Source organism: Lonepinella sp. MS14434, from assembly GCF_042468235.1.
Taxonomy (GTDB): Bacteria; Pseudomonadota; Gammaproteobacteria; order Enterobacterales; family Pasteurellaceae; genus Lonepinella.
On sequence record NZ_CP170386.1, the window covers coordinates 456,373 to 481,820 of the forward strand.

The 25,448-nt window shown below is 39.3% G+C and carries 22 protein-coding genes and 2 tRNA genes; 6 read left to right on the plus strand and 18 right to left on the minus strand.

The window, feature by feature from the left end:
* Nucleotide 1 precedes the first annotated feature (1 nt).
* From O1Q79_RS02280 to O1Q79_RS02290, 3 genes are read right to left on the minus strand one after another with little or no spacing between them, the layout of a single operon-like run.
* Complete coding sequence (locus O1Q79_RS02280) at nt 2-1,822, minus strand: ABC transporter ATP-binding protein (RefSeq protein ID WP_386692768.1); 1,821 nt, start codon at nt 1,820-1,822, stop codon at nt 2-4.
* Nucleotides 1,774-3,522 (minus strand): ABC transporter ATP-binding protein, encoded by a 1,749-nt coding sequence (locus O1Q79_RS02285; protein WP_386692769.1) that lies wholly within the window; start codon nt 3,520-3,522, stop codon nt 1,774-1,776. Before O1Q79_RS02285 ends, O1Q79_RS02280 begins: the two co-directional genes overlap by 49 nt.
* A 13-nt stretch (nt 3,523-3,535) precedes the next feature.
* Nucleotides 3,536-5,569, minus strand: coding sequence for a TonB-dependent receptor (locus tag O1Q79_RS02290; protein ID WP_386692770.1), 2,034 nt, complete (start codon nt 5,567-5,569; stop codon nt 3,536-3,538).
* Between the two features lie 162 nt (nt 5,570-5,731).
* Here O1Q79_RS02290 and O1Q79_RS02295 point away from each other — a divergent pair, with 162 nt between their 5' ends.
* On the plus strand, nt 5,732-6,304 hold the full coding sequence (locus tag O1Q79_RS02295; protein WP_386692771.1) for a TetR/AcrR family transcriptional regulator: 573 nt from the start codon (nt 5,732-5,734) through the stop codon (nt 6,302-6,304).
* 45 nt (nt 6,305-6,349) lie between these two features.
* On the opposite strand, the gene der is transcribed toward O1Q79_RS02295, so the two are convergent.
* From der to dnaQ, 4 genes are all read right to left on the minus strand, one after another.
* Complete coding sequence (gene der / locus O1Q79_RS02300) at nt 6,350-7,873, minus strand: ribosome biogenesis GTPase Der (RefSeq protein ID WP_386693328.1); 1,524 nt, start codon at nt 7,871-7,873, stop codon at nt 6,350-6,352.
* Between the two features lie 145 nt (nt 7,874-8,018).
* Nucleotides 8,019-8,095 (minus strand) — tRNA-Asp (locus O1Q79_RS02305).
* 29 nt (nt 8,096-8,124) lie between these two features.
* A tRNA-Asp gene (locus O1Q79_RS02310) sits at nt 8,125-8,201 on the minus strand.
* 77 nt (nt 8,202-8,278) lie between these two features.
* Nucleotides 8,279-9,061: a DNA polymerase III subunit epsilon gene (dnaQ, locus tag O1Q79_RS02315; RefSeq protein WP_386692772.1), complete on the minus strand. Its 783-nt coding sequence runs from the start codon at nt 9,059-9,061 to the stop codon at nt 8,279-8,281.
* Nucleotides 9,062-9,135: 74 nt separating this feature from the next.
* Here dnaQ and rnhA point away from each other — a divergent pair, with 74 nt between their 5' ends.
* Nucleotides 9,136-9,597: a ribonuclease HI gene (gene rnhA / locus O1Q79_RS02320; RefSeq protein ID WP_386692773.1), complete on the plus strand. Its 462-nt coding sequence runs from the start codon at nt 9,136-9,138 to the stop codon at nt 9,595-9,597.
* A 109-nt stretch (nt 9,598-9,706) separates the two neighbouring features.
* Complete coding sequence (locus tag O1Q79_RS02325) at nt 9,707-10,186, plus strand: Dps family protein (RefSeq protein WP_386686795.1); 480 nt, start codon at nt 9,707-9,709, stop codon at nt 10,184-10,186.
* A gap of 52 nt (nt 10,187-10,238) precedes the next feature.
* Here the strand turns inward: O1Q79_RS02325 and mtgA are convergent, their stop codons facing one another.
* The 6 genes from mtgA to O1Q79_RS02355 form a co-directional block, all read right to left on the minus strand.
* Entirely contained in the window at nt 10,239-10,943 is a 705-nt protein-coding gene (gene mtgA, locus O1Q79_RS02330; RefSeq protein ID WP_386693330.1) for a monofunctional biosynthetic peptidoglycan transglycosylase, read from the minus strand.
* Nucleotides 10,944-10,983: 40 nt separating this feature from the next.
* Nucleotides 10,984-11,289: a trp operon repressor gene (trpR, locus tag O1Q79_RS02335; RefSeq protein WP_386686793.1), complete on the minus strand. Its 306-nt coding sequence runs from the start codon at nt 11,287-11,289 to the stop codon at nt 10,984-10,986.
* A gap of 32 nt (nt 11,290-11,321) precedes the next feature.
* A complete protein-coding gene (locus O1Q79_RS02340; protein ID WP_386692774.1) occupies nt 11,322-13,349 on the minus strand; it encodes a transglycosylase SLT domain-containing protein in 2,028 nt (675 codons plus the stop codon).
* A complete protein-coding gene (yccS, locus tag O1Q79_RS02345) occupies nt 13,330-15,495 on the minus strand; it encodes a YccS family putative transporter (protein WP_386692775.1) in 2,166 nt (721 codons plus the stop codon). The genes O1Q79_RS02340 and yccS overlap by 20 nt, the downstream gene beginning before the upstream one ends.
* A 14-nt stretch (nt 15,496-15,509) precedes the next feature.
* Nucleotides 15,510-15,965: a YccF domain-containing protein gene (locus O1Q79_RS02350; protein ID WP_132302304.1), complete on the minus strand. Its 456-nt coding sequence runs from the start codon at nt 15,963-15,965 to the stop codon at nt 15,510-15,512.
* Between the two features lie 142 nt (nt 15,966-16,107).
* Nucleotides 16,108-16,773, minus strand: a complete 666-nt coding sequence (locus O1Q79_RS02355; RefSeq protein WP_386692776.1) for a DUF2057 domain-containing protein — start codon at nt 16,771-16,773, stop codon at nt 16,108-16,110.
* Between the two features lie 139 nt (nt 16,774-16,912).
* Here O1Q79_RS02355 and O1Q79_RS02360 point away from each other — a divergent pair, with 139 nt between their 5' ends.
* A complete protein-coding gene (locus O1Q79_RS02360; protein ID WP_386692777.1) occupies nt 16,913-17,185 on the plus strand; it encodes an acylphosphatase in 273 nt (90 codons plus the stop codon).
* Between the two features lie 249 nt (nt 17,186-17,434).
* Complete coding sequence (locus O1Q79_RS02365; protein ID WP_386692778.1) at nt 17,435-17,860, plus strand: molybdopterin-binding protein; 426 nt, start codon at nt 17,435-17,437, stop codon at nt 17,858-17,860.
* Between the two features lie 96 nt (nt 17,861-17,956).
* On the opposite strand, the gene O1Q79_RS02370 is transcribed toward O1Q79_RS02365, so the two are convergent.
* From O1Q79_RS02370 to fumC, 4 genes are all read right to left on the minus strand, one after another.
* Nucleotides 17,957-19,399 (minus strand): alanine/glycine:cation symporter family protein, encoded by a 1,443-nt coding sequence (locus O1Q79_RS02370; RefSeq protein WP_386692779.1) that lies wholly within the window; start codon nt 19,397-19,399, stop codon nt 17,957-17,959.
* A gap of 147 nt (nt 19,400-19,546) precedes the next feature.
* The gene (locus O1Q79_RS02375; protein ID WP_386693331.1) at nt 19,547-19,867 is read right to left on the minus strand and encodes a CHY zinc finger protein; all 321 of its coding nucleotides are present in this window, start codon (nt 19,865-19,867) and stop codon (nt 19,547-19,549) included.
* Nucleotides 19,864-20,724, minus strand: coding sequence for an SAM-dependent methyltransferase TehB (gene tehB, locus O1Q79_RS02380; RefSeq protein WP_386692780.1), 861 nt, complete (start codon nt 20,722-20,724; stop codon nt 19,864-19,866). The genes O1Q79_RS02375 and tehB overlap by 4 nt, the downstream gene beginning before the upstream one ends.
* A 114-nt stretch (nt 20,725-20,838) precedes the next feature.
* Nucleotides 20,839-22,236, minus strand: a complete 1,398-nt coding sequence (fumC, locus tag O1Q79_RS02385) for a class II fumarate hydratase (protein ID WP_386692782.1) — start codon at nt 22,234-22,236, stop codon at nt 20,839-20,841.
* Between the two features lie 276 nt (nt 22,237-22,512).
* Here fumC and O1Q79_RS02390 point away from each other — a divergent pair, with 276 nt between their 5' ends.
* Nucleotides 22,513-22,644 carry an entericidin A/B family lipoprotein gene (locus tag O1Q79_RS02390; protein WP_386692783.1) on the plus strand — a complete coding sequence of 44 codons (132 nt, stop codon included), beginning with the start codon at nt 22,513-22,515 and terminating at the stop codon, nt 22,642-22,644.
* 75 nt (nt 22,645-22,719) lie between these two features.
* Here the strand turns inward: O1Q79_RS02390 and gyrA are convergent, their stop codons facing one another.
* Nucleotides 22,720-25,398 carry a DNA topoisomerase (ATP-hydrolyzing) subunit A gene (gene gyrA, locus O1Q79_RS02395; RefSeq protein WP_386692785.1) on the minus strand — a complete coding sequence of 893 codons (2,679 nt, stop codon included), beginning with the start codon at nt 25,396-25,398 and terminating at the stop codon, nt 22,720-22,722.
* Nucleotides 25,399-25,448 lie beyond the last annotated feature (50 nt).

The window sequence follows — 25,448 nt, forward strand, 5'->3', positions numbered from 1 at the left end:
CTTATTCCCTAACCTGTTTCCGCCAAAAATCGGCGTAAATGCCTTGTTTGGCTAATAATTGCTGATGGGTGCCTTGTTCGGCAATGGCTCCGTTGTCCAGCACATAAATCTGGTTGGCTGTCACAATGGTGGATAGACGGTGGGCGATAATCAAAATGGTTTTGTCTTTGACTAAGGCATTCAAGGCTCGTTGTACGGCGAGTTCATTGTAGGTGTCCAGTGCTGCTGTGGGTTCGTCCAGAATCAAAATCGGTGCGTCTTTTAAAATGGCACGGGCAATGGCTAAACGTTGTTTTTCACCGCCTGAAAAATTGGTGCCGATGTCGGCGACTTGGGTGTGATAGCCTTGTGGCAGCCGCATAATAAAGTCGTGGCATTGGGCAAGTTTGGCGACCTGAATCACGGTTTCGTCATCGGCATCGGGTTTTGCCATGCGGATATTGTTCAAAATGCTGTCTTGAAACAAATACACGTCTTGAAACACCACGGAAATCATGCTCATCAACTGGCTTTGGCTCATGTGGCGAATATCCATGCCGCCGATTTTAATCCTGCCTTGCTCGGGATCACCTTGGCGTAACAGCAATTTTAACAAGGTGCTTTTGCCGCAACCGCTGCTGCCCACAAAGGCGGTCAGCGTTTTTTCGGGAATGGTTAAATCTATCTGATTTAACACCGCACTGTTTTGTTGTGGATAACGAAAGCTCACTTGTTCGTATTGAATATCCACCTTTTCAGGCAGCCTTGGGGCGGTTTGTTCGGTAAGCTCGGGCAATGCCATTAAGCCTGCCAGTTTTTCGCTGCTAATCATAAAAATTTCCAGCAACGATGCCATTTGCACAAAGAAATTCAGCACATCGGCAATTCGTGCGATCATAATCATTACGGTTGCCAACATCAGCCAATGCACCGATCCCGTACTCACCCACACCGCACCCAGCAGCAAAATCACCAATAAACCGAATTGCACGGTGGATGTGATAATCAAATTGGGGATTTCGCCCTTTTTGGTGCCGATTTGTTGAATTTTCGCCACATCTTGTGCTACCTGCTTAAATTGATTTTGCTTGTCCGCCAGTTGCAGGGTGGATTTCAGCACGCTCAATCCTTGGGTAAATTCCACCGCCTCGCCTTTAAGCTTGGTATTGGCTTCGGCTAAAATGCTGAAACCGCGTCTAAACGCTTTTCTACGCCATAAATAAAGTGGCACAATCAACGGAAAAATCAGGCAAATCAGCAAAGCAAACCGCCAACCGCCGTCAAAAAAGCACAAACAGACTGCCGCTCCCAAAGGAATAAAAATGGCGTACAGAATAATGCTCATTAAGGTAAAGGCGTAACCAGCGGCTTCGTTGATACTTTGCACCAGCACCGAATTGATTTCGCCTGAACGCAAACCGCTTAAAATCACCAACGGCACACGGCGGAGTTTTTCCCCTAACTCCGTACGCAGCTGATGAATGGCGAGATTGGCATAGCCTTTGGTGTCATAGGTTTCCGCCAGTATCCGCAACACAATGGCAGCCAATAACAATGCCACAATCCAGCTCAATGTGCGGTAAAACGGCGTAGGCTGTTGCGTGTCAAGACTGAGCAACAAAGGATACAGCAAGGCAAGGCTGATACCGAACAGCAAAGCGGAAAGCCCTGCCGACAGCAAACGGAAGATCAATTTACCTTTTTGGCTGCCTGAACTATCCAGCAACAGACGGTAAGAATGAAACAGCCCTTTGCTGTGAAAGGTGGCTGGATTGATGTAGCTGTCCAATTTCATCATTTCATCTCCAACACCCAATGATTGGCTTGTTGATACGCCTGCCATAATTGTTGATAAACAGGGGATTGTGCCAGCAAATCCTGATGTTTGCCTTGTGCGGCGATTTGTCCTTTTTGCAAGTAAATAATTTGATCGGCATTCACCACATTGCTTAACCGATGTGCCACCATCAGCACGGTTTTATTTTGCATTAAGTTGTTAAACGCCTGCATCAATTTGAGTTCGTTCTCTATATCGGAATAAGCGGTCGGCTCGTCTAACAGCAAAATCGGACGGTTTTGCAAAAACGCACGGGCAATGGTCAAACGCTGTTTTTGCCCACCAGAAAGCAGTTGCCCACGTTCGCCTACGGAAGTTTGATAACCTTGCGGCAAGCTCATAATAAAATCGTGAATATGGGCTTGTTGGGCGGCGTTTATCATGTCCTGTTCAGACACATTGTCTAAGCCGTAACAAATATTCTCCGCAATGCTGCCTGAAAATAAGAAGTTATCCTGAAACACTACTGAGCAAAGCGACATCAATTTTTCGGGGGTAATGGCTTTAATATTCACGCCGCCGATACAGATCTCGCCGCCAGTTACGTCCCAAAACCGCAGCAACAGACTGAGCAACGTGGTTTTGCCCGAACCCGATTCGCCGATAATGGCGGTAAAGCTGTTTTGTGGGACGGAGAAATCAACTTGATTTAACACCGCACTTTGCTGATTTTTCAGGCTGCCTGCTTGTGCATAGTGAAAACTTACCTGACGAAATTCAAGGTCAAATTGGGCAGGCGTTTGCGGATTGCCGCACACAGGCAACGCCGCCATGGCTTCAATTTCGTTAATCCGCTCAATCGCCGCGCGGGATTTTTCCATTAAATGAAACAGACTCATATAAGGGTGCATGGTTTCAATCAAACCGGTTGCCAGCACGAAAAAGGCAAACAGCGTAAAGGTTGAAATGATGTTTTGCCAATACAGTAGGCTGCCGATACACAAAATAAAAATCATCATCGGCATCGGCGTGAATAAGGTGCGGGCAAGTCTGGTGGAAAAGCCGACTTTGGCAAGCCAATCGGTCATAATCTGCTGAAAATGGGCTAAGGCAGCCTGAAAACGTCCGTAAGAGCTTTCGCCTGCATCAAAAGTGCGTACCGTTCCCATTCCCTGCACATACTCAATAATGGCACTGTTGATTTGTGCTAATGCCAAACCATATTGACGGCGAAATAATTTGCCACGAGCGAACAGCAGTTTCAATACCAGTAGAATAAACCACGCAAACAGCAATACGCTAAGGGCAAATTGCCAGTTGAACCATGCCAACGTCAGCAAAACAAATACGGGCGTGCTATACGCTTCCGCTTTTAACGGCGGTGCATCGGCGACAAAGGTATGCAATTCATGCACATCGTCAATTAACACTTTGGATAATGCCCCCGAGCCGATATTCTGCACTTGCCCCAATGGCAAACTGGCGATTTTTTGCGACAGACGTTCGCGCAAAATCTGTTCTAATTGAAACGCGGCATAATGAGATTCATCGTGGGATTTGATTTTCAGCGTGTAGTAAACGACAGTCAGCACAAACAAACCGAGCAGATAAAACAGCGGAAATTGTTCTTGTCCCACTTCATACACAATGCCAATCATCAACAGCCAAATCAATAATTTCATCAGTTGGGCAAGGCTTGCCAACAACATGGAAAAACGCAGTTGTTTTTCCACAGGACGACAAATTTCCGCGTGTCTTGTGCTCATTGTTTACCCTTAATTAAAAACGTAACTCGGTGGAAATACCATACAAGCGTGGTTGTAGTTCTAATGATTCGCTACGTGCAGTTGATGGCACCGACATGATAGAGCGATCATTAAAGATATTATTGGCAAATAACATCACTCGTCCGTGTTTGAAGTTATAGGCTAAATAAGCATTGGTTTGCGAATAAGACGAAATTTTACCTATGTCATTATTGGCGTAATTGGAGTAATAGCCATCAGTGAACCGAGCATCAACGCCAATCTCCCAACCTTTCGGGAACGTATAATTTGTGCCTACGCGTAATGTATAGCTTGGTGAACGGCTTAATTTATTACCTTCATAAGCTGGGTAAGTAGAATATTGTTTGATTTTGGTTTTTAACAAACCGAGTGCGGTGTAAATATTCCAATTTTCGGTGGCTTTCCAATTTAAATTAAATTCTGCCCCATAAGTAATGGCTTTTTCTGCATTGCCAATAAGATTGTTACCATAGGCTAACTGCATATCTTTGTAATTGTTGTAAAAAATATTGCTGATTAATTCCAAAGATTTATCAGCACTGATCCAACGGTGGTACAATTCATAATTCCATACATATTCAGGATCATATTCATAGCTAGAATATGGAGCGATAAAGGTTACGCCAGCACCACCCGGATTATAACCACGCCCCATTTTTACGCCCAAACGATGTTGAGCATTTGGTTTCCACGCTACATCAAGTTTTGGTAAGAATACTTTATCAGTTTTATCACGGTTGATTTCTAATGCTGATGTGCCACCGTGGCGAGTATGATGTTCTTGTTCATAGCGAGCAGACAAGGTCACATCAAGCCAATCTATTGGCGAATAGGTCATTTCACCAAATACAGCTTTGGTTTTTGTTTTGTCTTTAAAACGGTTTTTACCACCTAAAACAGGATGCATATCCACCCATTCATCTTGTTTGGATTGGAAATAATATGCCCCGATTAAGCCTGCATATTGCTCATTTTCTGATTTAAATTTGAGAATCGGTTCCCATTGGAACTCTTTGCCGTCTAAGCCAGCAGGATTGCCCCTTAAACTAACAGGCAACGACAAGCGGTCATTGGTATATTTGGAATAAACGATTTTATTATCCCAACGCCACGCATTGGAAAATTGATAGCCAATATCCCAAATAACGCTATTTGAACCTGTTTCAAAAACAGGTTTGTCCAAGGCATAGCGAAGCCCTTGCGGAATAACTTCATTTTGCGGTGCTTTGGCATCAATATAATTGTAGGTCAAACGGCTATAAAAATCAGGCAGGGCTGACGGCAGCCATAATAATTTCGCTCTCACCGTAGTGGTTTCAAATTTTCTTGGATCGCCAGCTGGCTCGTAAGAACGCAAATCCACATAACTGGTACGGCTTTGACGTTCCGCACTCAAACGGAAACTTAATTCATCTTTAATTAATGGACCAGAAATCATTGCGGCATATTGACGGTAGTTTTGATTACCAAAACTGAAACGAGTTGCCCCTTCAAATTCATTGGTCGGATCATTAGATGTCATTACAACCGCACCGGCAATAGAGTTACGTCCTTGTGCATAACTTTGAGCTCCACGGTAAATTTCCACTTGTTTCATATCCCATAAGGATTTTGTGCCGAACGCTAATTCGTTATAAGTGGCGGTGCGTCCGTCAATGGAGAGGTTTAAACGTGGACGAGATCCAGCAAAAAACGCAACCGCCCCCACCGCAGGACCCGCACCGTCAATACCACGAATAGTTGGCAATTCATTGCCTGATCCCGTATCTAAAATATTAGCGGTTTGTTGCAATAATTGCGTACTGTTGATGATGTTGGCGTGTTGTTTAATGTCTTTATTGGTAGTAACTGCTAGACTGGAGCTAGTTTCTTGGGCTGAACGTTCCAGTTTTTCACCCGTAACAACAATTTCTTCCAACTGAGTAACATTGTCCGCTACTTTTTCATTCGCAAGTGCGGTATGATTAACAGCAAGGGAGCATACACCTATAAGCAAAATAGGTTGTTTAACTATTTTTTGATTCATACAATGTTCCTTTTATATAGGGGGATTTTAGGTTTACAAAAGTGATCGATAAAAACGATATTTGTAAATATAATATGAAAAATGTAAAAATTGCAAATGATAATTTATTGTATTTGTTCTTTTTGTGTGTAAATTGAGCAATTTTAGAATGAGGGGGAAAAGATGACAAAAGCGATATTAATTAAGCAGACTGCACTGAATTTATTTTCTCAATATGGTTGGCAACGAGTGTCTATAGAAGATATTTGCCAACAAGTAAACCTTAGTCGGGTAACTTTTTATAAGCATTTTAAAAACAAGAAAGACCTATTAAAACAATTATTTACTGAACAAAAAGATGAAATGAAAGCCTGTTTTGAACAACTTTTGAATCAGGAAAATAGATTGGATGTGGTGATAAATCAGATTTTGGTTATGCAACAACAAGCCATGCAAACCCTGTACTCCCAGCCTGTGCTATATGATTTACAGCACCACAAAGACCCCGAACTTACCGAATTTTTCGCCCAATTAGAGCAAGAAAAATACCAATTTATGCACGCTTTTTTCTCACAATTACAAAAAAACAAAATCATTCGTGATGATTTCCCAGTACTATTAATTGAAGTATTTATTCGCAAAATAGATGAACTCAAAAAAGATCCCGATCTTGCCGAATGCTATCAAGGTAAAGAACAGCAATTCTTAAAAGATGTGTTAAGTTTGTTGATGTATGGGATTGCAGCAAGAGCATAAAACTGCGGTGTAAAAAACGTCAATTTTTTACACCGCACTTTTTTCCTACCTTTTCGACTTCTTAATAAACTTCATCAAGCGTTTCCGTTTGCGTAACTGGGTAGGGGTAAGCGTATTACGTTTGCCAGCAAACGGGTTGTTTCCCTCTTGGAATTGAATTCGAATTGGGCTGCCGATAATTTTTAGGCTGCGGCGGTAATAGTTGGATAAATAGCGTTTATAACTGTCAGCCAGTTTATCCATTTGGTTGCCGTGTACCACAATAATTGGTGGATTGTAGCCACCTGGGTGAGCGTATTTGAGTTTAATACGGCGACCATTTGCCAGTGGTGGTTGGTGTTCTTCCGTTGCCATTTGTAAAATACGAGTGAGTAGGGAAGTAGTCATTTTTTGCGTTGCACAAGCATAGGCTTCTTGTACTGATTCAAATAAATTGCCTACGCCACTGCCGTGTAAGGCGGAGATAAAATGCACTCGGGCGAAGTCGATAAAATCTAAACGGCGATCTAGTTCGGATTTGACCCGATCTTTGACTTCTTGATCTAAGCCGTCCCACTTATTCACCACGATCACCAGTGAACGTCCAGCGTTTAAAATAAAGCCAAGTAAGGATAAGTCTTGATCAGAAATCCCCTCTCTGGCATCAATGGTGAGTAACACTACATTGGCATCTTGAATAGCTTGTAAGGTTTTGATCACCGAGAATTTTTCTACGGTTAAATGCACTTTGCCACGTTTGCGTACGCCAGCGGTGTCGATAATGGTGTAATGTTGCCCGTCACGCTCCATGGGAATATAAATACTATCTCTTGTAGTACCTGGTAAATCGTAAACCACGACTCGATCTTCGCCTAAAATACGGTTAGTCAGCGTAGATTTGCCGACATTTGGACGACCGACAATGGCGATTTTGATATTTTTATTTTCAGGTTGCTCGCTTTCTTCTTCAAGGGCCTCATCTAAAAGTACGGTGTCATTTTCATCAGAAAAATCAAACTCTTGATCCCATTCGTCTTGCTCTGTATCAGAATCTTCATCATTTTTCACCGCACTTTCTGCGGTGTTAAATTGTGCCGCAAAAGGGGCAAGCACGTCTTCAATTAATTGGGTCACACCACGCCCTTGTGATGCAGCGATTTGAGCAATCTCACCTAAGCCGAGTTGATAAAATTCCGCACAATGGGAATCTGCATCAAGTCCATCAGTTTTGTTTGCTACAACCACGGTAGTTTTATTTTGGCGTTGGCGTAAATAGTTGGCAATCCCAATATCTGCTGGGGTTAAGCCAGCACGAGCATCTACAAGGAACAGCACAACATCTGCTTCTTCAATGGCAAGTAAAGATTGTTCTGCCATTTTTTCTTCTACACCTTCTTCCGTGCCATCGATACCACCAGTATCAATAACAATAAAATCGTAACCAGCTACATTGGCTTGCCCGTATTTGCGATCTCGAGTTAAACCTGGAAAATCCGCTACCAAGGCATCACGGGTGCGAGTTAAACGGTTAAATAGAGTTGATTTGCCCACGTTCGGGCGACCGACTAGGGCAACGACTGGAGTTGGCATATCTATTGTTGGATTGGTTGGTGTTGTCATAAAAACCTTAAAATAATGAGTTAGGTATATTAATAATCGGCTATTATAGCGGAATTTGCTACAGATGAAAAATAAGCAATAAAAAAGCACCTAAAAAATTAGGTGCTGAATAAATTGGCGGAATGGACGGGACTCGAACCCGCGACCCCCTGCGTGACAGGCAGGTATTCTAACCAGCTGAACTACCACTCCGCATCATAGGAGTTAAAATGAAAATAAATTGGCGGAATGGACGGGACTCGAACCCGCGACCCCCTGCGTGACAGGCAGGTATTCTAACCAGCTGAACTACCACTCCGCACTGGTGAAACGCATAATAATAGCGAATGAATTTTCCGTCAACTCTTTTTTGTAATCTTTGATTTGCTTGCTTAATTAATGCACGGTTTCTATATTTTCAAGGGTTGGGTTTAATCGTTTGACCCAAAGGCAATTCTCTTTGCTTTTTTTATTAATCAGCTTAATATAATTTTGATGAGCTTGAATTTCATCTTCTGTTAGGGTCAAAACGGGTAAATCTTGCGTAAAATTCACCGCACTTTGTGTTTGTTGTATTGTGCTGAGAGTGTTTATACCATTGTCATTTTCCATATCATCAAACAGGTTTTTTTGTCCCCCTGTCATTGCAAGGTAAACATCACCAAGAATTTCCGCATCCAGTAACGCTCCATGTAACGTACGTTTACTGTTGTCAATATTTAAACGATCGCATAAGGCATCTAAGCTATTACGTTTTCCTGGATATTGCTGACGAGCGAGTTGTAATGTATCAGTAACAAGGCAAATTTCATCTGTTTTCACATTAAAATTATGTTTACGAAATTCATAATCCATAAAACCGACATCAAAGGGAGCATTATGAATCAGCAATTCGGCACCGCTAATAAAATCAATAAATTCTTGAGCAACCGTGGTGAAATCTGGTTTATCCATTAACATTTCATCGGTAATGCCGTGAACTTTAATGGCATCGGGATCCACTGGACGATCGGGTTTAATATATAAATGTAATTTCCGTCCAGTATAACGGCGATTAATCATTTCCACAGCACCGATTTCAATAATACAATGCCCTTCATAATGCGCTCCAAATTGATTCATTCCCGTGGTTTCCGTATCCAGTACAATTTGGCGATTGGTATCAATATTAATTGTCATAATTTCTATATCTTTACTGAAAAGTGCGGTAATATTCACCGCAGTTTTTTATTTTGAGTTATTTTAACAGATTTATGCAAAAACAAATTGAAATTTTTACTGATGGTTCTTGTTTAGGTAATCCTGGAGCTGGAGGAATAGGTGTTTTATTGCGTTATAAACAGCATGAGAAAACCCTTGCTAAAGGTTATTTTAAAACCACTAATAATCGTATGGAATTGCGGGCAGTGATTGAGGCTTTAGCAAGTTTGAAAGAACCTTGTAACGTGACTATTGCAAGTGATAGCCAATATATGAGAAAGGGGATTACCGAATGGATTTTTACTTGGAAAAAAAATAATTGGAAAGCGAGTACAGGTAAACCAGTGAAAAATAAGGATTTATGGATACAGTTGGATCAAGAAATTCAACGTCATCAAATTCAATGGCTATGGGTAAAAGGGCATGCAGGGCATCGAGAAAATGAAATTTGTGATGAATTAGCAAGATTTGGGGCGGAAAATCCAACGTTGGAAGATGTGGGTTATCACCTTTGATAGTTAAAATAAATTGAATCAATTATAAAAATTAATTTGTGATACCTATCAATATTGCCTATAATAAACTTATCAAAACAACATGATTAATCAATAGAAGGAGAATGTTATGACAAATAGTATCGGTTTAAACCAAGCATCATCACAAAAAATTGCCGAAGAATTAAATAACTTATTAGCTACTTACCAAGTATTCTATATGAATGTACGTGGTTATCACTGGAATATCAAAGGTGTTCAATTTTTCTCATTACACGAAAAATTTGAAGAATACTACGATGATTTAGTGGAAAAAGTAGATGAAATCGCAGAACGTATTTTAACCTTAGGTTATACACCAGTTCACGCTTTCAGTGAATATTTAAGCAAATCACGTATTCAAGAACACAAAAATGCAAGTTCTGCTCAAGACACTTTGCAAGGCACCTTAAAGGGTTTTCAAACCTTGTTACAACAACAACGTGAAGTGTTGGCACTTGCAAGTGAATCTGATGATGAAGGTACAGCCGCTTTAATGGGTGATTACATCAGCGGTCAAGAAAAAACCATTTGGATGTTAAAAGCCGCTTGTGAAAGTTGCAATGCTTAATTAAATCAATTTATTAATGAAAAAAGTACGATGGAAAATATCGTACTTTTTTTTAATCCAATTTTTTCAAATAATCCTTAACTAGCAAATTCATCTGGCGTAAAATCCATGCTTGTTTGCGTTTAGTTATTCGCCCCGGTTTTAGCACTTTGAAACTGATTGGATTTGGTAATACAGCGGCTAACAACGCAGCTTCTTCTTTAGTCAATTTTTTCGCAGGCTTTTTAAAATAATATTGACTAGCAGCTTCCACCCCAAAAATACCATAGCCAAATTCAGCGATATTTAAATAAACTTCTAAAATACGTTTTTTTGACCAAAGAGTTTCTAATGTTAAGGTAATTGGCACTTCTAAGCCTTTACGAAGCCAACTTTGTCCATGCCATAAATACAGATTTTTGGCAGTTTGTTGGGAAATAGTAGATGCACCACGAATTTTTTGTGATATTTGGTTATGATTAAAGGCTTTCTCAATGGCATTTAGGTCAAAACCATAGTGATTGGGAAAATGTTGATCTTCGGCAGCGATCACAGCTAATTGCATATTGGACGAAATCTCATCAAGGCTGACCCAGTGGTGCTGAATATCGTAATCAAAATCAAGGTGTAAAAGATGCCCAAGTTTTTGTTGGAGCATATAGGCAGACAGTGGAATTGGGACGAATCGCAATACTAATGTGAGTAACAGAAAACCGAGTAAAAAACGCCATAAAAAAGCACCGCACTTTTTTAAACATAAAGGCAATGATGTTGCCATAGTACGATGGTTGGTGCGGTTGTTTTTTAAGGAAAATAATTTATGCAGGATTTTTTTCATCAATTTGTGTTTTCACCCAGTCTAAAAAATCTTGATCCATTAATTTTAACATATTTGAACCACGAGTGATGGTTGCAGCACTGGTGTTGAGATTTTGTTGAATTTCTCGTTGGGGGATATTTTTATCCAATAATTGAGCAACGATTTGCAACCGTAAACCCACCGCATCGCGTTCATCTGCGGTAAGCAATAAGGTGAGAAGATCCTGTTCCTTGCCTTGTGCCACAGCAGATTTCAGAGTTTCAATAAATGTTGTCCATTGATCCATATTACGACTAATATACATTTTTTACTCCCATACTATTGAACTAGTGCAGATTAGTATAAACGATCTTTCTCTGCTTTGGTAAATAATTTTAGGGAAAATAAATATTGTGGTTGTTGCTGTAAAATCTGGTAATAGCTGTCGTAAGCCAATACATTTTGTACATACCCCCTAGTTTCATAAAAAGGAATAGATGCCACAAATTCCGCCATGGTAAGCGTGCCGTTGGCTTTTTTTAGCCAGCTATCCACACGGTTTGCCCCCGCATTATAAGCAGCTGCAATCAAAATACGATTATTTCCATATTTATCATAAAGTTGCTGTAAATGAGCAGTGCCTAGCATGATATTGTAAAACGGCTCAAATAGTTGTTGTTCATTATTATAGGGAAGTTGGGATTGTTGAGCGGTAAGTTTTGCCGTACTTGGCAATAATTGCATCAAGCCCCGCGCATTCGCACTTGAACTGACTTTGGGTTTGTAAGCACTTTCTTGGCGAGCGATTGCCATGGCAAAAGTCCGCTGGATTTTTTTGCCAGAGAGATGTAAATCAAACCATTCTGTGTAAGCATTGGGTAAACGTAAAGACAAATAGCCCCAAGCCTTCGCTTGAATGGTGGCTTCTACACTGAGATCATACCAACCTTGTTTATTAGCATAATCCGCTAGAGAAATTTGCTCGGGTTGTGTTAAGCCGTTTAACAGATTCGCCCATTCGCTATTCATATTGGCATCATCATTAAAATAACGTAATTCGGTAATACGAGATAAAATCTGAGCAAAACGCTGTTCTACGGTTTTTTTATCTGAGTTTTCTACGCCAGATGTTTTAATTTCAAGCATTTTAGGCTGATAAACCACGCCTAGATCTTGGGAGGCTAACATGGCATAAAAGCTACGTTGAGTAGAAAGTGCGGTTAAAATCTGTTGTTTTTTGGTTTTTGGTGCAGATTGAGCAATCCAGTATTGCCATTCTTCTTTTTGTTGAGTTTGTTCAGAAAGTAAATCGAGCCAGTTTTTGAATTTGGCTTTTTCTCGTATTGCTAGCCGAATACGGCGTTCAATGAGTTTATCATCTTTTAATTGAGTTAATTGTTCATCTCGCCATTGTTGAACGGCAGGATTTTCACTATCAAAAAATTGGGCTAAATAAAGCGATTTCCATTCAGTTAATTGACTTTGCGTGAGTTGAAAATCTTTCGCCCACTGTTCTAATTCTGTAAAATGCTTAATGGGATCGATTTGATTTTCATTTAATTTTTTAATATAAGCAGGCATAATCGCCAATAAAATACGGCGATCTAGGGAATCAGTTTTAGTTAATTTTACCACTGCAAAATCGGAATTGTGATTGGTTAAATTGAGTGGATTATTAAGTAGTGTGAATAAACTTGCTATCCATTGTTTATTGGTATTATCCGTTAATTGCTGTTGTAAATGTTTCAGCAAATTACCATTACCTTGTTCAAATGCCAGTACAGCCCGTTGTTTGGCTAAATCTGGAGTTAAACCGCCTTGAGCTTGCCATTGAGCAAGTAAGGGATCACATTGGCTTGGTAAACTTTTACCCGTGAGCCAGAGTTGCTCTAGTTTATTTGGTGGCAAAACTGCGGTATTTTTTTGCTGTGTTTTTTCATCAATGGCTTTCTGTTCGGTTTGAGCTTGCTCTGCTTGTAATACAATACATTGCGTTGTGGTATCTTGCGGTAATTTCGTTGAATTAGCAGTGATTGTCGCCCAGTCTTGCTGAGTGATACGTTGTTTTAGCCATTCTATTTTAAGTCGATTGGCAAAGTTTGGGTTAGGCTGATGTGCTTGATAATCTTCAATTTGCTGCAAGGTTAATTGGCTTTTGTTGGCGTTGAGTAGCTGGTATTCGGCATAGGAAACCAGCGGATAATTTGGAATTTGTTGCAATAATTGATTGGCTAACTGTTGCGTAGGCTGACTTTGTGAGATCGCCAACATTTCGCTGATTTTGCGGTAAATCTCACGTTGTTTCTGTAAATCTGGTGTATTAGCAACACTAGGTAAAGCGAAAAATAGACCCAATAAAGTGAATTTAAGCAGAGATGATTTCATGTTTATTATCCTGTATTGTTTGGGTTGCCGTTTGTGGTATGGCAGCATAAAGTGACGGCAAAAGTTGAGCAATTAAATTAAGCTGTTGCATTGGCATATTAAACACTGAACTAAGTAGATCATTTTGTTCAAGGCTATTTTTAATGCTGATATTAATTTGCTGAAAAAGGTCATCAAATTGCACCGCACTTAATGTTGTCATCTTGTCTAATAATTCAATAATTTTCTTGGCAATAGGATAAAATTCACTTAAAAAATAGACATCTTGTGTGAGTTTTTGCATTTGCTCACGATATGCCCCTAAGGCGGAAATATAGCCTAAAAGTGCGGTGTTTAATTTCAATAATTCGAAGCCTTGTTGCAAATGTTGAGCATATTTTTTCGGCTCGTTATTCATATTACTGATGGTGCTGCTTAACTGGGTAGCATTGTCATGAGCATGACGGCGAACAATGCGGTATTTCAGATCATCGCCTTTGCCAAATTGTAAGTGACTGATAATATATAATAAATAGTTAGCATTACTTTTCATTAATTGGCTGATGACGTTGTTTAATTGCAAATATTTCCAGTCAGACCATAAATAGCTCACCGCAAACCAAGCTAATGCGGTGCCGATTAAGGTATCTATTAAGCGTGGTAATAGGGCAGCGTAAATATCAAAGCCCATAATATCAAAGCTGGCTAATACTTGAATGGTGATAAAAAAGGTAGAATAGCTGTAATTATTACTGCGGAAAAAGTAAAACAGCGTACTCGCTATCACCACGACGGCGAGTTTGGCTTCAAGTGTGGATGTCATATAAGGCAGCAATGAGCCGACAATTACCCCCAAAATAGTGCCGATAATCCGTTGTTTTAAGCGTAGTTTGGTGGCGGAATAATTGGGTTGGCAGACAAAAATAATAGTCAGCAAAATCCAGTAGCCACGGTCCGTTTGCAGATGAAAATATTCTACTAAAGAACAGCAAATTAACACCACTAAAGAGAGTCGCATGGCATGACGAAAAAGGGGCGATTGAAAGGTAAAATGTTGCCCGATACGTTGCAAAATTTTGCCTAAACCCGTGATATTTTCGCTGTAAATAGTTCGCTGTTCGGGTTCATGAATTGGTTGGGATAAGGATTGCAACTGGCAATGAATATTGCGTAAATTATCTAGCAAGGTTTTAATATGTACTAATTCTGGGCTAGCAGGGTGTTGTTGGGTGTAAAGTTCAAAGGATTGACTGATCCCTGAAATCGCACGTTCTAAACGAAAGTGCGGTTGAAAATCCTGATTTTTTTGTAACTGTTGAGCAATATCGCGACAGGCTTGAGCTTGTAATTCTAATAAACGTTGAATACGAAAAATGAGATCGGAATTTTTCAGCTGGGTTGCTAATGTTTTATAGTCAAAATGGCTTGAATTAGCTTTCTCGTGAATATCCTGTGCTGACATATAATAACGGCACATTTTACTGGTGTAAGAATAACGGTTATTATCTTGCATGCGATAAAATAATGCTGTACGACATTCGTTAAACACATTGATGACTTGGCTATTTTTCATTGCTAGGGTCAACTGTTTCTGTGAAAGCTGTTCCACATCATCAGGATCGAAAAATACTGATTTGGCATCTAAATAATCCGCCAATGCGACAAATGCACGGCTGATTTTTTCTTGGAGCGGACGGTTCGGAAAACATAAATGCACGGTGACGGTGATGAAGCTATATAACAGCGTGCCTGATAAAATCATCAGCGGATTAATATACCAAGGGGTATCAGGCAAATAGGCGAGCGTGGTATAAAGCGAAACGACCAAAGTGCCAAAGGCAATAGTGCTGTAACGCTGTCCGACAGCCCCAACCATGGTGAAAAGAAACGTCATGCCAGTCATTGCCAATACAAACCAAATGCCTTGATTGAGAAAATATTGTGTCACTAAAGACGAAATGGAAAAGGCAATAACAGTATAAAAAATATTTTTTAACCGTCCAGATAAACGGTGATCTAAATCCACTAAACTGGCAGCGATAACCCCTAATATTAATGGCATACTTTGATCGGTAATATTTAATAACCAAATGAGTACACAAGCAATATTGACGGCAATAGCAATCGGTAATACGCTGATGATTTTGCTGTTAAGTTTAATCAACATTGTCTAGTATTATCCTAAGCGTTACGTCTTAATTCAAATTCCTTTTCGGCAGCATGTTGACGAGCGAGAGCAGCCATTTCTTTGGATACGACACGTTGTCCTACGGGAAAGAGTGAAATCGGAGCAAGTTTAAAATGGGCTAATCCAGTTGGAATACCGACTAATGTTACACATTGTCCAATGCCCACAAAAATGTGCATTAAACAAAGCCACCAACCGCAGAAAATAAACCACACTACATTGAGCATTTTGCCTAATACATCTGTTCCTGCATTATTGGGATCTAAATATTTAATATGCACAATATCATTGCCGAAAGGTACTAGCGACATTTTGGTAATTTCCCAACAGCTACGAGTGTAAGGCAAGGTGATAATTAACACTGCACTGATTACCGTGGCGAATAACCAACCTAATGTTACCGCAAAGCCACCGAGAACAAAATTAAGAATGTTTAGAATAAAAGCCATAAAAATATCCTATAAACGAAAATACCAAACCCCGCACTTGCGTACGGGGTTATACTAAGTAACGCCACGCTGTGGCTTTATTACCTACCTAGATGTAGAACATCATAATATGTTTAGTTTGGTACACAAGTACTAAGCAGAACTATTTTTGATTTTTCACCCAGTTCAAGAAACGTTGTTGAGTTTCTTTATCAGCTTGTTGATACCAATATTGCAACATTTGTTCTGCTGCATTTTCACCTTGTACAGTGACTTTACCTTTTTGTACTTTACCGTTCGAACCTATGGTTGCAACCGTGGCTGGTAAAGTTGCGGTAGCTAATGCTGGTACAGCAGCAACTGCACCTGAAGCATTGTATTCAGATAAGTTCTCGACCAAATTTACCCCAGGTAAGAAACCTTCTTGTTTCAAGTATTCTTGTTTGGTGCTAATGGTTTTTCCTGAACTTGTTTTCACGGTAATATTGGGATTTTGTTTAAACTGTTCTGCATCACGATCTGTTCCCAAACGTGGAGCAGCAATTTGAATGTCTTCTGTGGAACCTTGGAATGTCACGACAATAGGATCGCTTTCAAATAAACTACGGTCAGAGCCTTCACGCACGATTTCAGATACTCGAATGACCACTTGATGCATGTTTGTATCATTAATATTGAATGAACGAACATCTTTTAATAAAGATTTACTGGCTTTTTGACCATCAATAGCTAAAAAATCAATATTTGATGAACTGGTAACAACACCTGCGAAACTCGCAGAACTAGCTAATAATGCTACGGTAGCAAGGGTAGCAAGACGAAATTTCATATTTACTCCTTCTGGATTAATAGGATTTTCACTTTATTATCCTAAAGTGATGGCTAATATGCTATGCTAATTTTACTCAAATGAAAATAGTAGAATGCAAAAAAAGAGGCCTTTTTGATAAAATAACAGGAGGGGATATATGGAAAAAAGACAATTTACCGTTTATGGACGTGTTCAGGGCGTAGCATTTCGTTTTTATACCTTATTACAAGCCCGAAAATTAGGTGTAGGGGGGTATGTAAAAAATCTTTCAGATGGTTCAGTATTCACGGTAATTGAAGGAAGCACTGAGCAGCTTAACGCTATGCGAGAGTGGTTACAACAAGGCTCACCGAGTGCAAAAGTAAGTAGGGTTGTAGAACAGCCTTATTTGGGAGATAGAAAATTTAGTGGATTTGCGATTGAACATTAAATAGACTTGAATTTACAAATCAATCTGTCTTGGGTTTTATTATAACTGTTACAGAAATCATAAACTTGTAACTTATTGAAAATGTCTGTAAAAAAAAGCGAGTAACGTGGGATGAAACTCGCTAACACTTTTTACTACCTAATTATTATCTATTTTCGTTAATCATTATATATTTTTTTATATAATGTTCAAGTGTCTTTTTTCCGATATAATGAAATTTGTTATTTAGCTATTAAAAAAAGGAAAATTATGGCAATTAGTGCAAGAAACCAACTTAAAGCAACCGTGCAAGTAATCAAAACAGGTGTAACTACGGATATTATTGAACTCGTTTTAACCAGTGGTGAAAAATTAGTGGCTTCTATTACATCAGAAAGTACCCAAAATTTAGGTTTAAAAGTAGGATCAGATGTGGTCGCTATTTTTAAAGCACCTTCGGTGATCTTATCAACGGATAATGATTTAATCTTATCTTGTCGTAATCAATTTAATGCAACGGTTCAGCAAGTTACTGATGGGGCGGTCAATGCTGAAGTCTCAGTGAAAACAGAGGGTGGTGTTGAACTGACCGCCATTATCACCGAAACTAGCGTCAAAAATCTAGGTTTAGTGATTGGTTCTAAAGTCACAGCTCTAATCAAAGCATCTCATATTGTATTAGGTGTAAAACGTTAGTTTTAGATTTTGTTATGAGAAAAGACGAAGTGCGGTGAAAAATTAAATATTTTCACCGCACTTTTTGTTGTTTTAATTCCCGTTGAGTATTTTAATTTATTTTTTCCATAGTCTTGGATCAAGATTATATTTTTTTAATTGCGGATGATCATCAACATAAAATGTTGGTTCTTGCTTGGCTTTTAATTGGCGTTGATAATCTTTTAAAATAATCCACACAATCGGCGATAACAACACAATGGCAACCAAGTTCACCATTGCCATAATTGCCATCACGGAATCAGCAAAATCCCATACGATAGTGGCAGAATTTACCGCACCAAAATAGACGAAGAACAATACTGCTAAACGGAAAGCTAGCACTAACCATGGACGGTTTTTGATAAAACGAATATTACTTTCCGCATAAGCATAGTTACCGATAATGGAAGAAAAGGCAAACAAAAATAAAATAAATGCTAGGAAATGCAAACCAAAATCGCCCACATGGAATTGTAAGGCATGTTGGGTTAACGAAATGCTTTGTAAACCTGATGTGGCGTAATCATCGGATAATAAAATGATAATTGCAGTACAGCTACACACGACAATAGTATCGACAAACACACCGAGCATTTGGATTAAACCTTGACTGGCAGGGTGTTTAACATCTGCACTGGCGGCAGCATTAGGGGCAGAACCCATCCCCGCTTCATTGGAGAATAAACCACGTTTAATGCCCATTAACATGGATTTTGATAACACGGCACCAAAAAAGCCACCAGCCATAGCAGAAAAATCAAAGGCACTGGAAACAATATCCGATAATATAGTCGGGACTTTGCTGATATTCATACCTAAAATAATCACAGCAATAATTAAATAAAATAACGCCATAGTTGGTACGACTTTGGCTGAGAATCCACCGATACGTTTAATGCCACCGAAAATAATTAAACCACTTAACACAACTAACGCCATGCCTACATACTGAGCATCCCATTTCCAAGCATTATGGGTGGCTTCGACAATAGAGTTAGCTTGTACCGCATTAAATGCAAAACCAAAGGTGAAGATTAAAGATAGAGCGAAAATTACCGCTAACCAAGGGGCTTTTAAACCTTGTGTAATATAATAAGCTGGACCACCACGGAACGTACCGTCTTTATCTTGTACTTTGAATAATTGAGCCAAGCTAGATTCCGCAAAGGCACTGGACATTCCCAGTAAAGCAGTCATCCACATCCAAAACACTGCACCCGATCCACCGATAGCAATCGCTGTTGCTACACCACTAATATTACCTACTCCAACACGGCTAGCTAATCCTGTAGTAAAGGCTTGGAACGGACTTAATGAATCACCGTCAGAAACACGCCCAGACCACATTTCACGTAAACTTTGTGGTAATAAGCGGAGTTGAACTAATCCAGTGGTAATCGTAAAAAATAAGCCAACACCGAGTAATAACACGATGGTAATATCCCATAATGGTGTGCTTAGTGTTTGGTTAAACCAGTTAATACCTGATTCAATAAGATCAAAAAATTCCTTAAACATAATGGCTCCAAATAAAAAAAGAGAACATCCTGATATTCTCTTTTATTTATAAAAATGTCTATGTTTTTGTTGGGTATAAATAAAAATAATGTTTTTATTTTGAATTTTATATAAAAAATGAAAGGTTTTTGTGATTAATATCTATTTTTATTCATCTGTATTAAAATAAATCGCATAATGTTTTTGACAACCCATATTAAACTGAGCTTGACAATGGGGGCAATGAGTCGCCCCCATATATTGCTTAATGCTCAAGGTTTTTTTACAGTGACCACATAAAATCGCGTGTTGATCAAATTCTGTTTTTGACCAACGTTCAATCGGGTGATCTTCACAAGCATTATGGCATTGATAGCAAGGATAAAATTTACCGCAGCATTTGAATTGAATGGCAATAATATCCACTGCACTGTGATAATGCTCACAGCGAGTTTCATCGTCCACTAATAAGCCATAAACCTGCATTATTTTTTCTTCGCCAACATAGTGACAAATTTCATTTTAATCCGATTGCCATTTTCATCGGTTTTATGCAATTCACCCAGTTCTTCGTTATATTTTAATAATTCCCAGTCCTGATAATAATTTCTCAATTCATTTTCTTTAAAAGTAAAAGAAAATGGCATCGGGCAAGGATAATCGGCAGTGTCCAGTGCCGCCACAATTAAATTATAACCACCAGTATTTGTGTGGGCTTGCATATTTTCAATAATCGCAGGTACGGCTTCACGATTGAGGAACATAAATACCACAGTAGAAAGGATAAAGTCATAATTTTCTTGAATATTTGCACTGTTAATATCATAAACCGCGGTGGAAATTGGCAGATTTTCTTTGGCTTTGGTTTCATTTAAAAAAGCAAGGCTCATTTCATTGTGATCCCAAGCGGTTACATCATAGCCTAATAAACTTAAAAATAACGCATTACGCCCTTGCCCACAACCTAAGTCTAATACTTTGCATGGCTTAATTTGTTCAACCGCTGCTTTGACTTCGGAGTGAGTTGGAGTCATATTGTATTTTTTAGCAAAATAATCTTCTTTTTTACAATGAAATTCAAGGAAACATTCCAAATCATCAGAAAGGGCTTCTACTTTATGCCAAACTTGCGGTTCAACCAACGGAATTTGGGTTTCTGGTGTGAAAATATGTTGGCTTAATTCAGTACCGTTCTCATCTAAGACATAAAATTTCAGTTGTCCTTTGAGAACAGTTAATTTCCCCCAAGTGCCTACTTTGGTATTATGCTGTTCTTGAAACATTTTCGGTAAACTGTCTTTTGTCCAAACGGGCATACGTTTATAACAAATTAATTCATTTTTCATGTTGGGTTATCCTTTATAATGCTAAAAGTTGAGTTTAATAGTAGGGTATTTGACTAATTTGTGCAATAAAAAACGGCTCAAAAAATTGAGCCGTATCAAGTTTTAGGTGAATAATTATTTTAATGAACCCACCATATCTTCTGGGCGAACCCATTTGTCAAAATCATCTTCGGCCACTAAACCCAGATTAATGGCTTCTTCACGCAATGTAGTACCATTTTTGTGGGCGGTTTTGGCGATTTTCGCTGCATTTTCATAGCCAATGTGGGTATTTAATGCAGTCACCAACATTAAGGATTGCTCCAATAATTGTTTAATCCGTGGGTGGTTTGGCTCAATACCGCTAGCACAATGTTCATCAAAAGAGATACAAGTATCAGCTAATAATTGTGCAGATTGTAGGAAGTTATACGCCATAACAGGTTTGAACACGTTTAGTTCAAAATGTCCTTGGCTACCTGCAAAAGAGATGGTGGTGTCATTACCTAATACTTGGGCACAGACCATGGTTAAGGCCTCGCATTGGGTTGGATTGACTTTACCTGGCATAATGGATGAACCTGGTTCATTTTCAGGAATTAAGATTTCACCGATACCTGAACGAGGACCAGAGGCTAATAAACGTACATCTTGAGCGATTTTGAACAATGACATGGCTAATTGTTTTAATGCACCATGGGTTTCCACCACCGCATCATGAGTTGCCAAGGCTTCAAATTTATTTTCAGCGGTAATAAATGGAAGTGCGGTGAATTTTGCAATATATTCTGCCACTTTCACATCATAGCCTTTTGGTGTATTTAAGCCAGTGCCGACAGCCGTGCCGCCTAACGCTAATTGAGCTAAATGTGGCAAGGTATTTTTAAGGGCTTTTAAGCCAAAGGAAAGTTGAGCCGCATAACCACTAAATTCTTGGCCTAAAGTGAGTGGGGTAGCATCCATTAAGTGAGTACGGCCGATTTTTACCACATCTTTAAATTCTTCGGCTTTTTTGGCTAAGGTTTTTTGTAAACGTTCCACCGCAGGGATAGTGTGTTCCACCACTTTTTTGTATGCCGCAATGTGCATAGCGGTTGGGTAGGTGTCGTTGGAAGATTGGGATTTATTCACATCATCATTTGGGTGAATATAGGATTTTTCGCCTAATTTACCGCCATGTAATACATGGGCACGGTTCGCAATCACTTCGTTTAAGTTCATATTGGATTGTGTACCAGAACCCGTTTGCCAGATGACAAGTGGGAATTGGTCATCTAATTTACGTGCTAAAATTTCATCACAAGCCTGTGCAATTAAGTCACGTTTTTCAACAGGTAACACACCTAAATTATGGTTAGCGTAGGCAGCGGCTTTTTTCAAATAACCAAAGGCTTCAATAATTTCATGTGGCATAGAAGCTTCAGGTCCGATTTTAAAATTATTACGAGAGCGTTCAGTTTGTGCCGCCCAGTATTTATCTGCTGGTACTTGAACTTCGCCCATGGTGTCTTTTTCAATACGATACGTTGTCATAAAAATTACCTTATAAAAGTTAAAATCAAATTCTCTTAGAGTTTAACATCTCAAGTAATGTAATGGAACCTTTGCTAAAGGGGAAATGTTGATTTTGTGACGTAGATCATAAAATCTCCTGCACTAGCATTCAGGGTTATGCATGGTAATGATGCTTCGCATCTTTTAGTATTATTTGCAATATTATGGAAATATAATTTTAACATTAAAGGTTGAATCTAGTTAAGATTTAAGGTATGGTAAACGTAGTTATTAAAAAAACATAGGAGAAGAAGTATGAAAAAAATTATTGCAGTAGTATTATCCGCTTTATTTGTGATGTCATTAACCGCATGTGAAACCACTAAAGGTGTAGGTAAAGATATTCAAAATGCTGGTGAAAAAATGGATCAAGCAATCAGTAAATAATATTTACTAATATATAGGTTTATTGATGAAAAAAAGGGTTAATATCAGTTAACCCTTTTTTTGTGGCATTTACGATTATTCTGGTGAATTTTCCACTGCACTTTGGTTTATAGTTTCTACATTTTCACCGTCAAATTCATCGTCTTCTGGTTCTGCTAAACGTTCCAAACTAACCACATGTTCATCTTCGTTAGTACGAATTAAACGCACGCCTTGAGTGTTACGTCCTACAATACTTACTTCGCTTACTCGAGTACGAACTAATGTGCCAGCATCTGTAATCAACATAATTTGATCGGTTTCTTCAACTTGTGTTGATGCTACCACTTTGCCATTACGTTCACTGACTTTGATAGAGATAACCCCTTTCGTATTACGAGATTTGGTTGGGTATTCAGCTAATTTAGTCCGCTTACCATAACCGTTTTGGGTAGCCGTTAGGATTTCGCCATTATTTTTCGGTATCACTAAAGAAACCACTTTATCAATATTAAGATCTAAGGTTTCTTCTGTGTTATCATCAGAAATTTCTTCAATTTCCACCGCACTTTCATCATCGGAAAGATCGTTAGTTAAGGCGAGTTTAATACCTCGTACGCCTGTCGCCGTACGTCCCATAGCACGCACTGCACTTTCGGCGAAACGCACTACACGACCTTGTGATGAGAATAACATAATTTCATTTGAACCATCGGTGATGTCCACACCGATTAATTCATCTTCATCACGCAAGTTCACGGCAATAATTCCGTTGGTACGTGGGCGGCTAAATTCGGTGAGAGAAGTTTTCTTAACAATACCGCCAGCCGTTGCCATGAGGACAAATTTATTTTCATCATAACTTGCCACAGGTAAAATCGCTGTAATACGTTCGTTTTCTTGTAACGGTAAAATATTGACTATCGGACGACCCCTAGCTCCACGGCTGGCTTGTGGTAATTGATACACTTTCAGCCAGTATAAACGTCCACGACTTGAGAAGCAGAGAATCGTATCATGGGTGTTTGCCACTAATAACTTCTCAATAAAATCTTCTTCTTTCATTTTGGTCGCTGATTTACCTTTGCCACCACGTTTTTGTGCTTCGTAATCAGTAACAGGTTGATATTTCACATAACCCTCGTGTGAAAGGGTAACGACTACATCTTCTTGAGCAATTAAATCCTCTAAATTAATATCGCCTGATGACGCAGTAATTTCGGTGCGACGTGCATCATTAAAGTTAGTTTTAACTAATTCTAATTCTTCACGAACCACTTCACGTAAGCGGTCTGCACTAGTTAAAATATGTAATAATTCACCGATTTCGACTAAAATCGTTTTATATTCATCGACAATTTTTTCGTGTTCTAAACCCGTTAAACGGTGTAAACGTAATTCTAAAATAGCACGTGCTTGAGCATCGGAAAGGAAATATTGACCATCATGTACGCCAAATTCAGCGGCTAAATCATCTGGACGAGAGGCATCAACCCCTGCCACTTCTAACATTGGAGCAACATTGCCCAATGCCCAAGGTTGACTTAATAAACCCTCACGGGCTTCATCGGCAGTTTTGGAGGCTCGAATTAAATTGATCACAGGATCAATATTCGCCAAGGCAATGGCTAATCCCTCTAAAATATGCGCCCGTTCACGTGCTTTACGTAGTTCATATACTGTACGGCGTGTAACAACTTCACGGCGGTGTTTGACAAAGGCAGCAATAATTTGTTTTAAATTGAATAATTTTGGTTGACCGTGATCTAACGCCACCATGTTTATGCCGAAAGTGATCTGCATTTGAGTTAAGGCATATAGGTGATTTAGCACCACTTCGCCAACGGCATCACGTTTAATGTCGATTTCAAGGCAGATCCCCTCTTTGTTTGATAGATCTAATATGCCTGCAATGCCTTCAATTTTTTTCTCACGGATCAGTTCAGCAATTTTATCCACTAATTTGGCTTTATTCACTTGATAAGGAATTTCCGTGATGATGATTTTTTCACGCCCTTTATCATTGGTTTCGACAGAGGCTTTAGCCCGCACGTAAACTTTGCCACGCCCCGTTTTATAGGCTTCTTCAATACCACGGCGACCGTTAATCAATGCCGCGGTAGGGAAGTCAGGACCGGGAATAAACTGCATTAACTCATCAATGCTAATATCTTCATTGTCAATATAAGCCAGACATCCGTCCATTACTTCACCCAGATTATGTGGTGGAATGTTAGTTGCCATACCCACCGCAATACCAGATGAACCATTCACTAACAGAGCAGGAATTTTAGTCGGTAATACATCAGGAATCATTTCCTTACCGTCATAGTTAGGCGAAAAATCTACGGTTTCTTTGTCTAAATCGGTCAGTAATTCCTGTGTAATTTTCTGCATACGAACTTCGGTATAACGCATGGCAGCGGGTGCATCACCATCAATCGAACCAAAGTTTCCTTGACCGTCCACTAACATATAACGTAATGAGAATGGTTGAGCCATACGCACAATGGTGTCATACACTGCACTGTCACCATGAGGGTGGTATTTACCGATCACATCGCCCACTACACGAGCGGATTTAACATAGGATTTATTATAGGTGTTGCCACTTTGATCCATAGAAAATAGTACACGGCGATGCACTGGTTTTAAGCCATCACGTACATCTGGTAAAGCACGACCGACAATGACCGACATGGCATAATCGAGATAAGAAGATTTCAGTTCTTCTTCAATACTGATAGGGGTTATATCTTGAGTTAATTCAGACATCTAGTTTTCCTAAGTTTTAGAGAAAAATTGGCGGTATTGTAGCATAAAAT

Excerpts from the sequence above, each read along its gene's own strand:
- O1Q79_RS02360 (WP_386692777.1), top strand. The coding sequence starts at position 16,913 with ATGGAAAAAAGACAATTTACCGTTTATGGACGTGTTCAGGGCGTAGCA.
- tehB (WP_386692780.1), bottom strand. The coding sequence starts at position 20,724 with ATGAAAAATGAATTAATTTGTTATAAACGTATGCCCGTTTGGACAAAA.
- mtgA (WP_386693330.1), bottom strand. The coding sequence starts at position 10,943 with ATGGCAACATCATTGCCTTTATGTTTAAAAAAGTGCGGTGCTTTTTTA.
- yccS (WP_386692775.1), bottom strand. The coding sequence starts at position 15,495 with ATGTTGATTAAACTTAACAGCAAAATCATCAGCGTATTACCGATTGCT.
- O1Q79_RS02370 (WP_386692779.1), bottom strand. The coding sequence starts at position 19,399 with ATGTTTAAGGAATTTTTTGATCTTATTGAATCAGGTATTAACTGGTTT.
- fumC (WP_386692782.1), bottom strand. The coding sequence starts at position 22,236 with ATGACAACGTATCGTATTGAAAAAGACACCATGGGCGAAGTTCAAGTA.
- O1Q79_RS02285 (WP_386692769.1), bottom strand. The coding sequence starts at position 3,522 with ATGAGCACAAGACACGCGGAAATTTGTCGTCCTGTGGAAAAACAACTG.
- O1Q79_RS02340 (WP_386692774.1), bottom strand. The coding sequence starts at position 13,349 with ATGAAATCATCTCTGCTTAAATTCACTTTATTGGGTCTATTTTTCGCT.
- trpR (WP_386686793.1), bottom strand. The coding sequence starts at position 11,289 with ATGTATATTAGTCGTAATATGGATCAATGGACAACATTTATTGAAACT.
- O1Q79_RS02280 (WP_386692768.1), bottom strand. The coding sequence starts at position 1,822 with ATGGCAGGCGTATCAACAAGCCAATCATTGGGTGTTGGAGATGAAATG.
- gyrA (WP_386692785.1), bottom strand. The coding sequence starts at position 25,398 with ATGTCTGAATTAACTCAAGATATAACCCCTATCAGTATTGAAGAAGAA.
- rnhA (WP_386692773.1), top strand. The coding sequence starts at position 9,136 with ATGCAAAAACAAATTGAAATTTTTACTGATGGTTCTTGTTTAGGTAAT.
- O1Q79_RS02390 (WP_386692783.1), top strand. The coding sequence starts at position 22,513 with ATGAAAAAAATTATTGCAGTAGTATTATCCGCTTTATTTGTGATGTCA.
- O1Q79_RS02295 (WP_386692771.1), top strand. The coding sequence starts at position 5,732 with ATGACAAAAGCGATATTAATTAAGCAGACTGCACTGAATTTATTTTCT.
- O1Q79_RS02290 (WP_386692770.1), bottom strand. The coding sequence starts at position 5,569 with ATGAATCAAAAAATAGTTAAACAACCTATTTTGCTTATAGGTGTATGC.
- O1Q79_RS02365 (WP_386692778.1), top strand. The coding sequence starts at position 17,435 with ATGGCAATTAGTGCAAGAAACCAACTTAAAGCAACCGTGCAAGTAATC.
- dnaQ (WP_386692772.1), bottom strand. The coding sequence starts at position 9,061 with ATGACAATTAATATTGATACCAATCGCCAAATTGTACTGGATACGGAA.
- der (WP_386693328.1), bottom strand. The coding sequence starts at position 7,873 with ATGCCAACTCCAGTCGTTGCCCTAGTCGGTCGCCCGAACGTGGGCAAA.
- O1Q79_RS02355 (WP_386692776.1), bottom strand. The coding sequence starts at position 16,773 with ATGAAATTTCGTCTTGCTACCCTTGCTACCGTAGCATTATTAGCTAGT.
- O1Q79_RS02325 (WP_386686795.1), top strand. The coding sequence starts at position 9,707 with ATGACAAATAGTATCGGTTTAAACCAAGCATCATCACAAAAAATTGCC.
- O1Q79_RS02350 (WP_132302304.1), bottom strand. The coding sequence starts at position 15,965 with ATGGCTTTTATTCTAAACATTCTTAATTTTGTTCTCGGTGGCTTTGCG.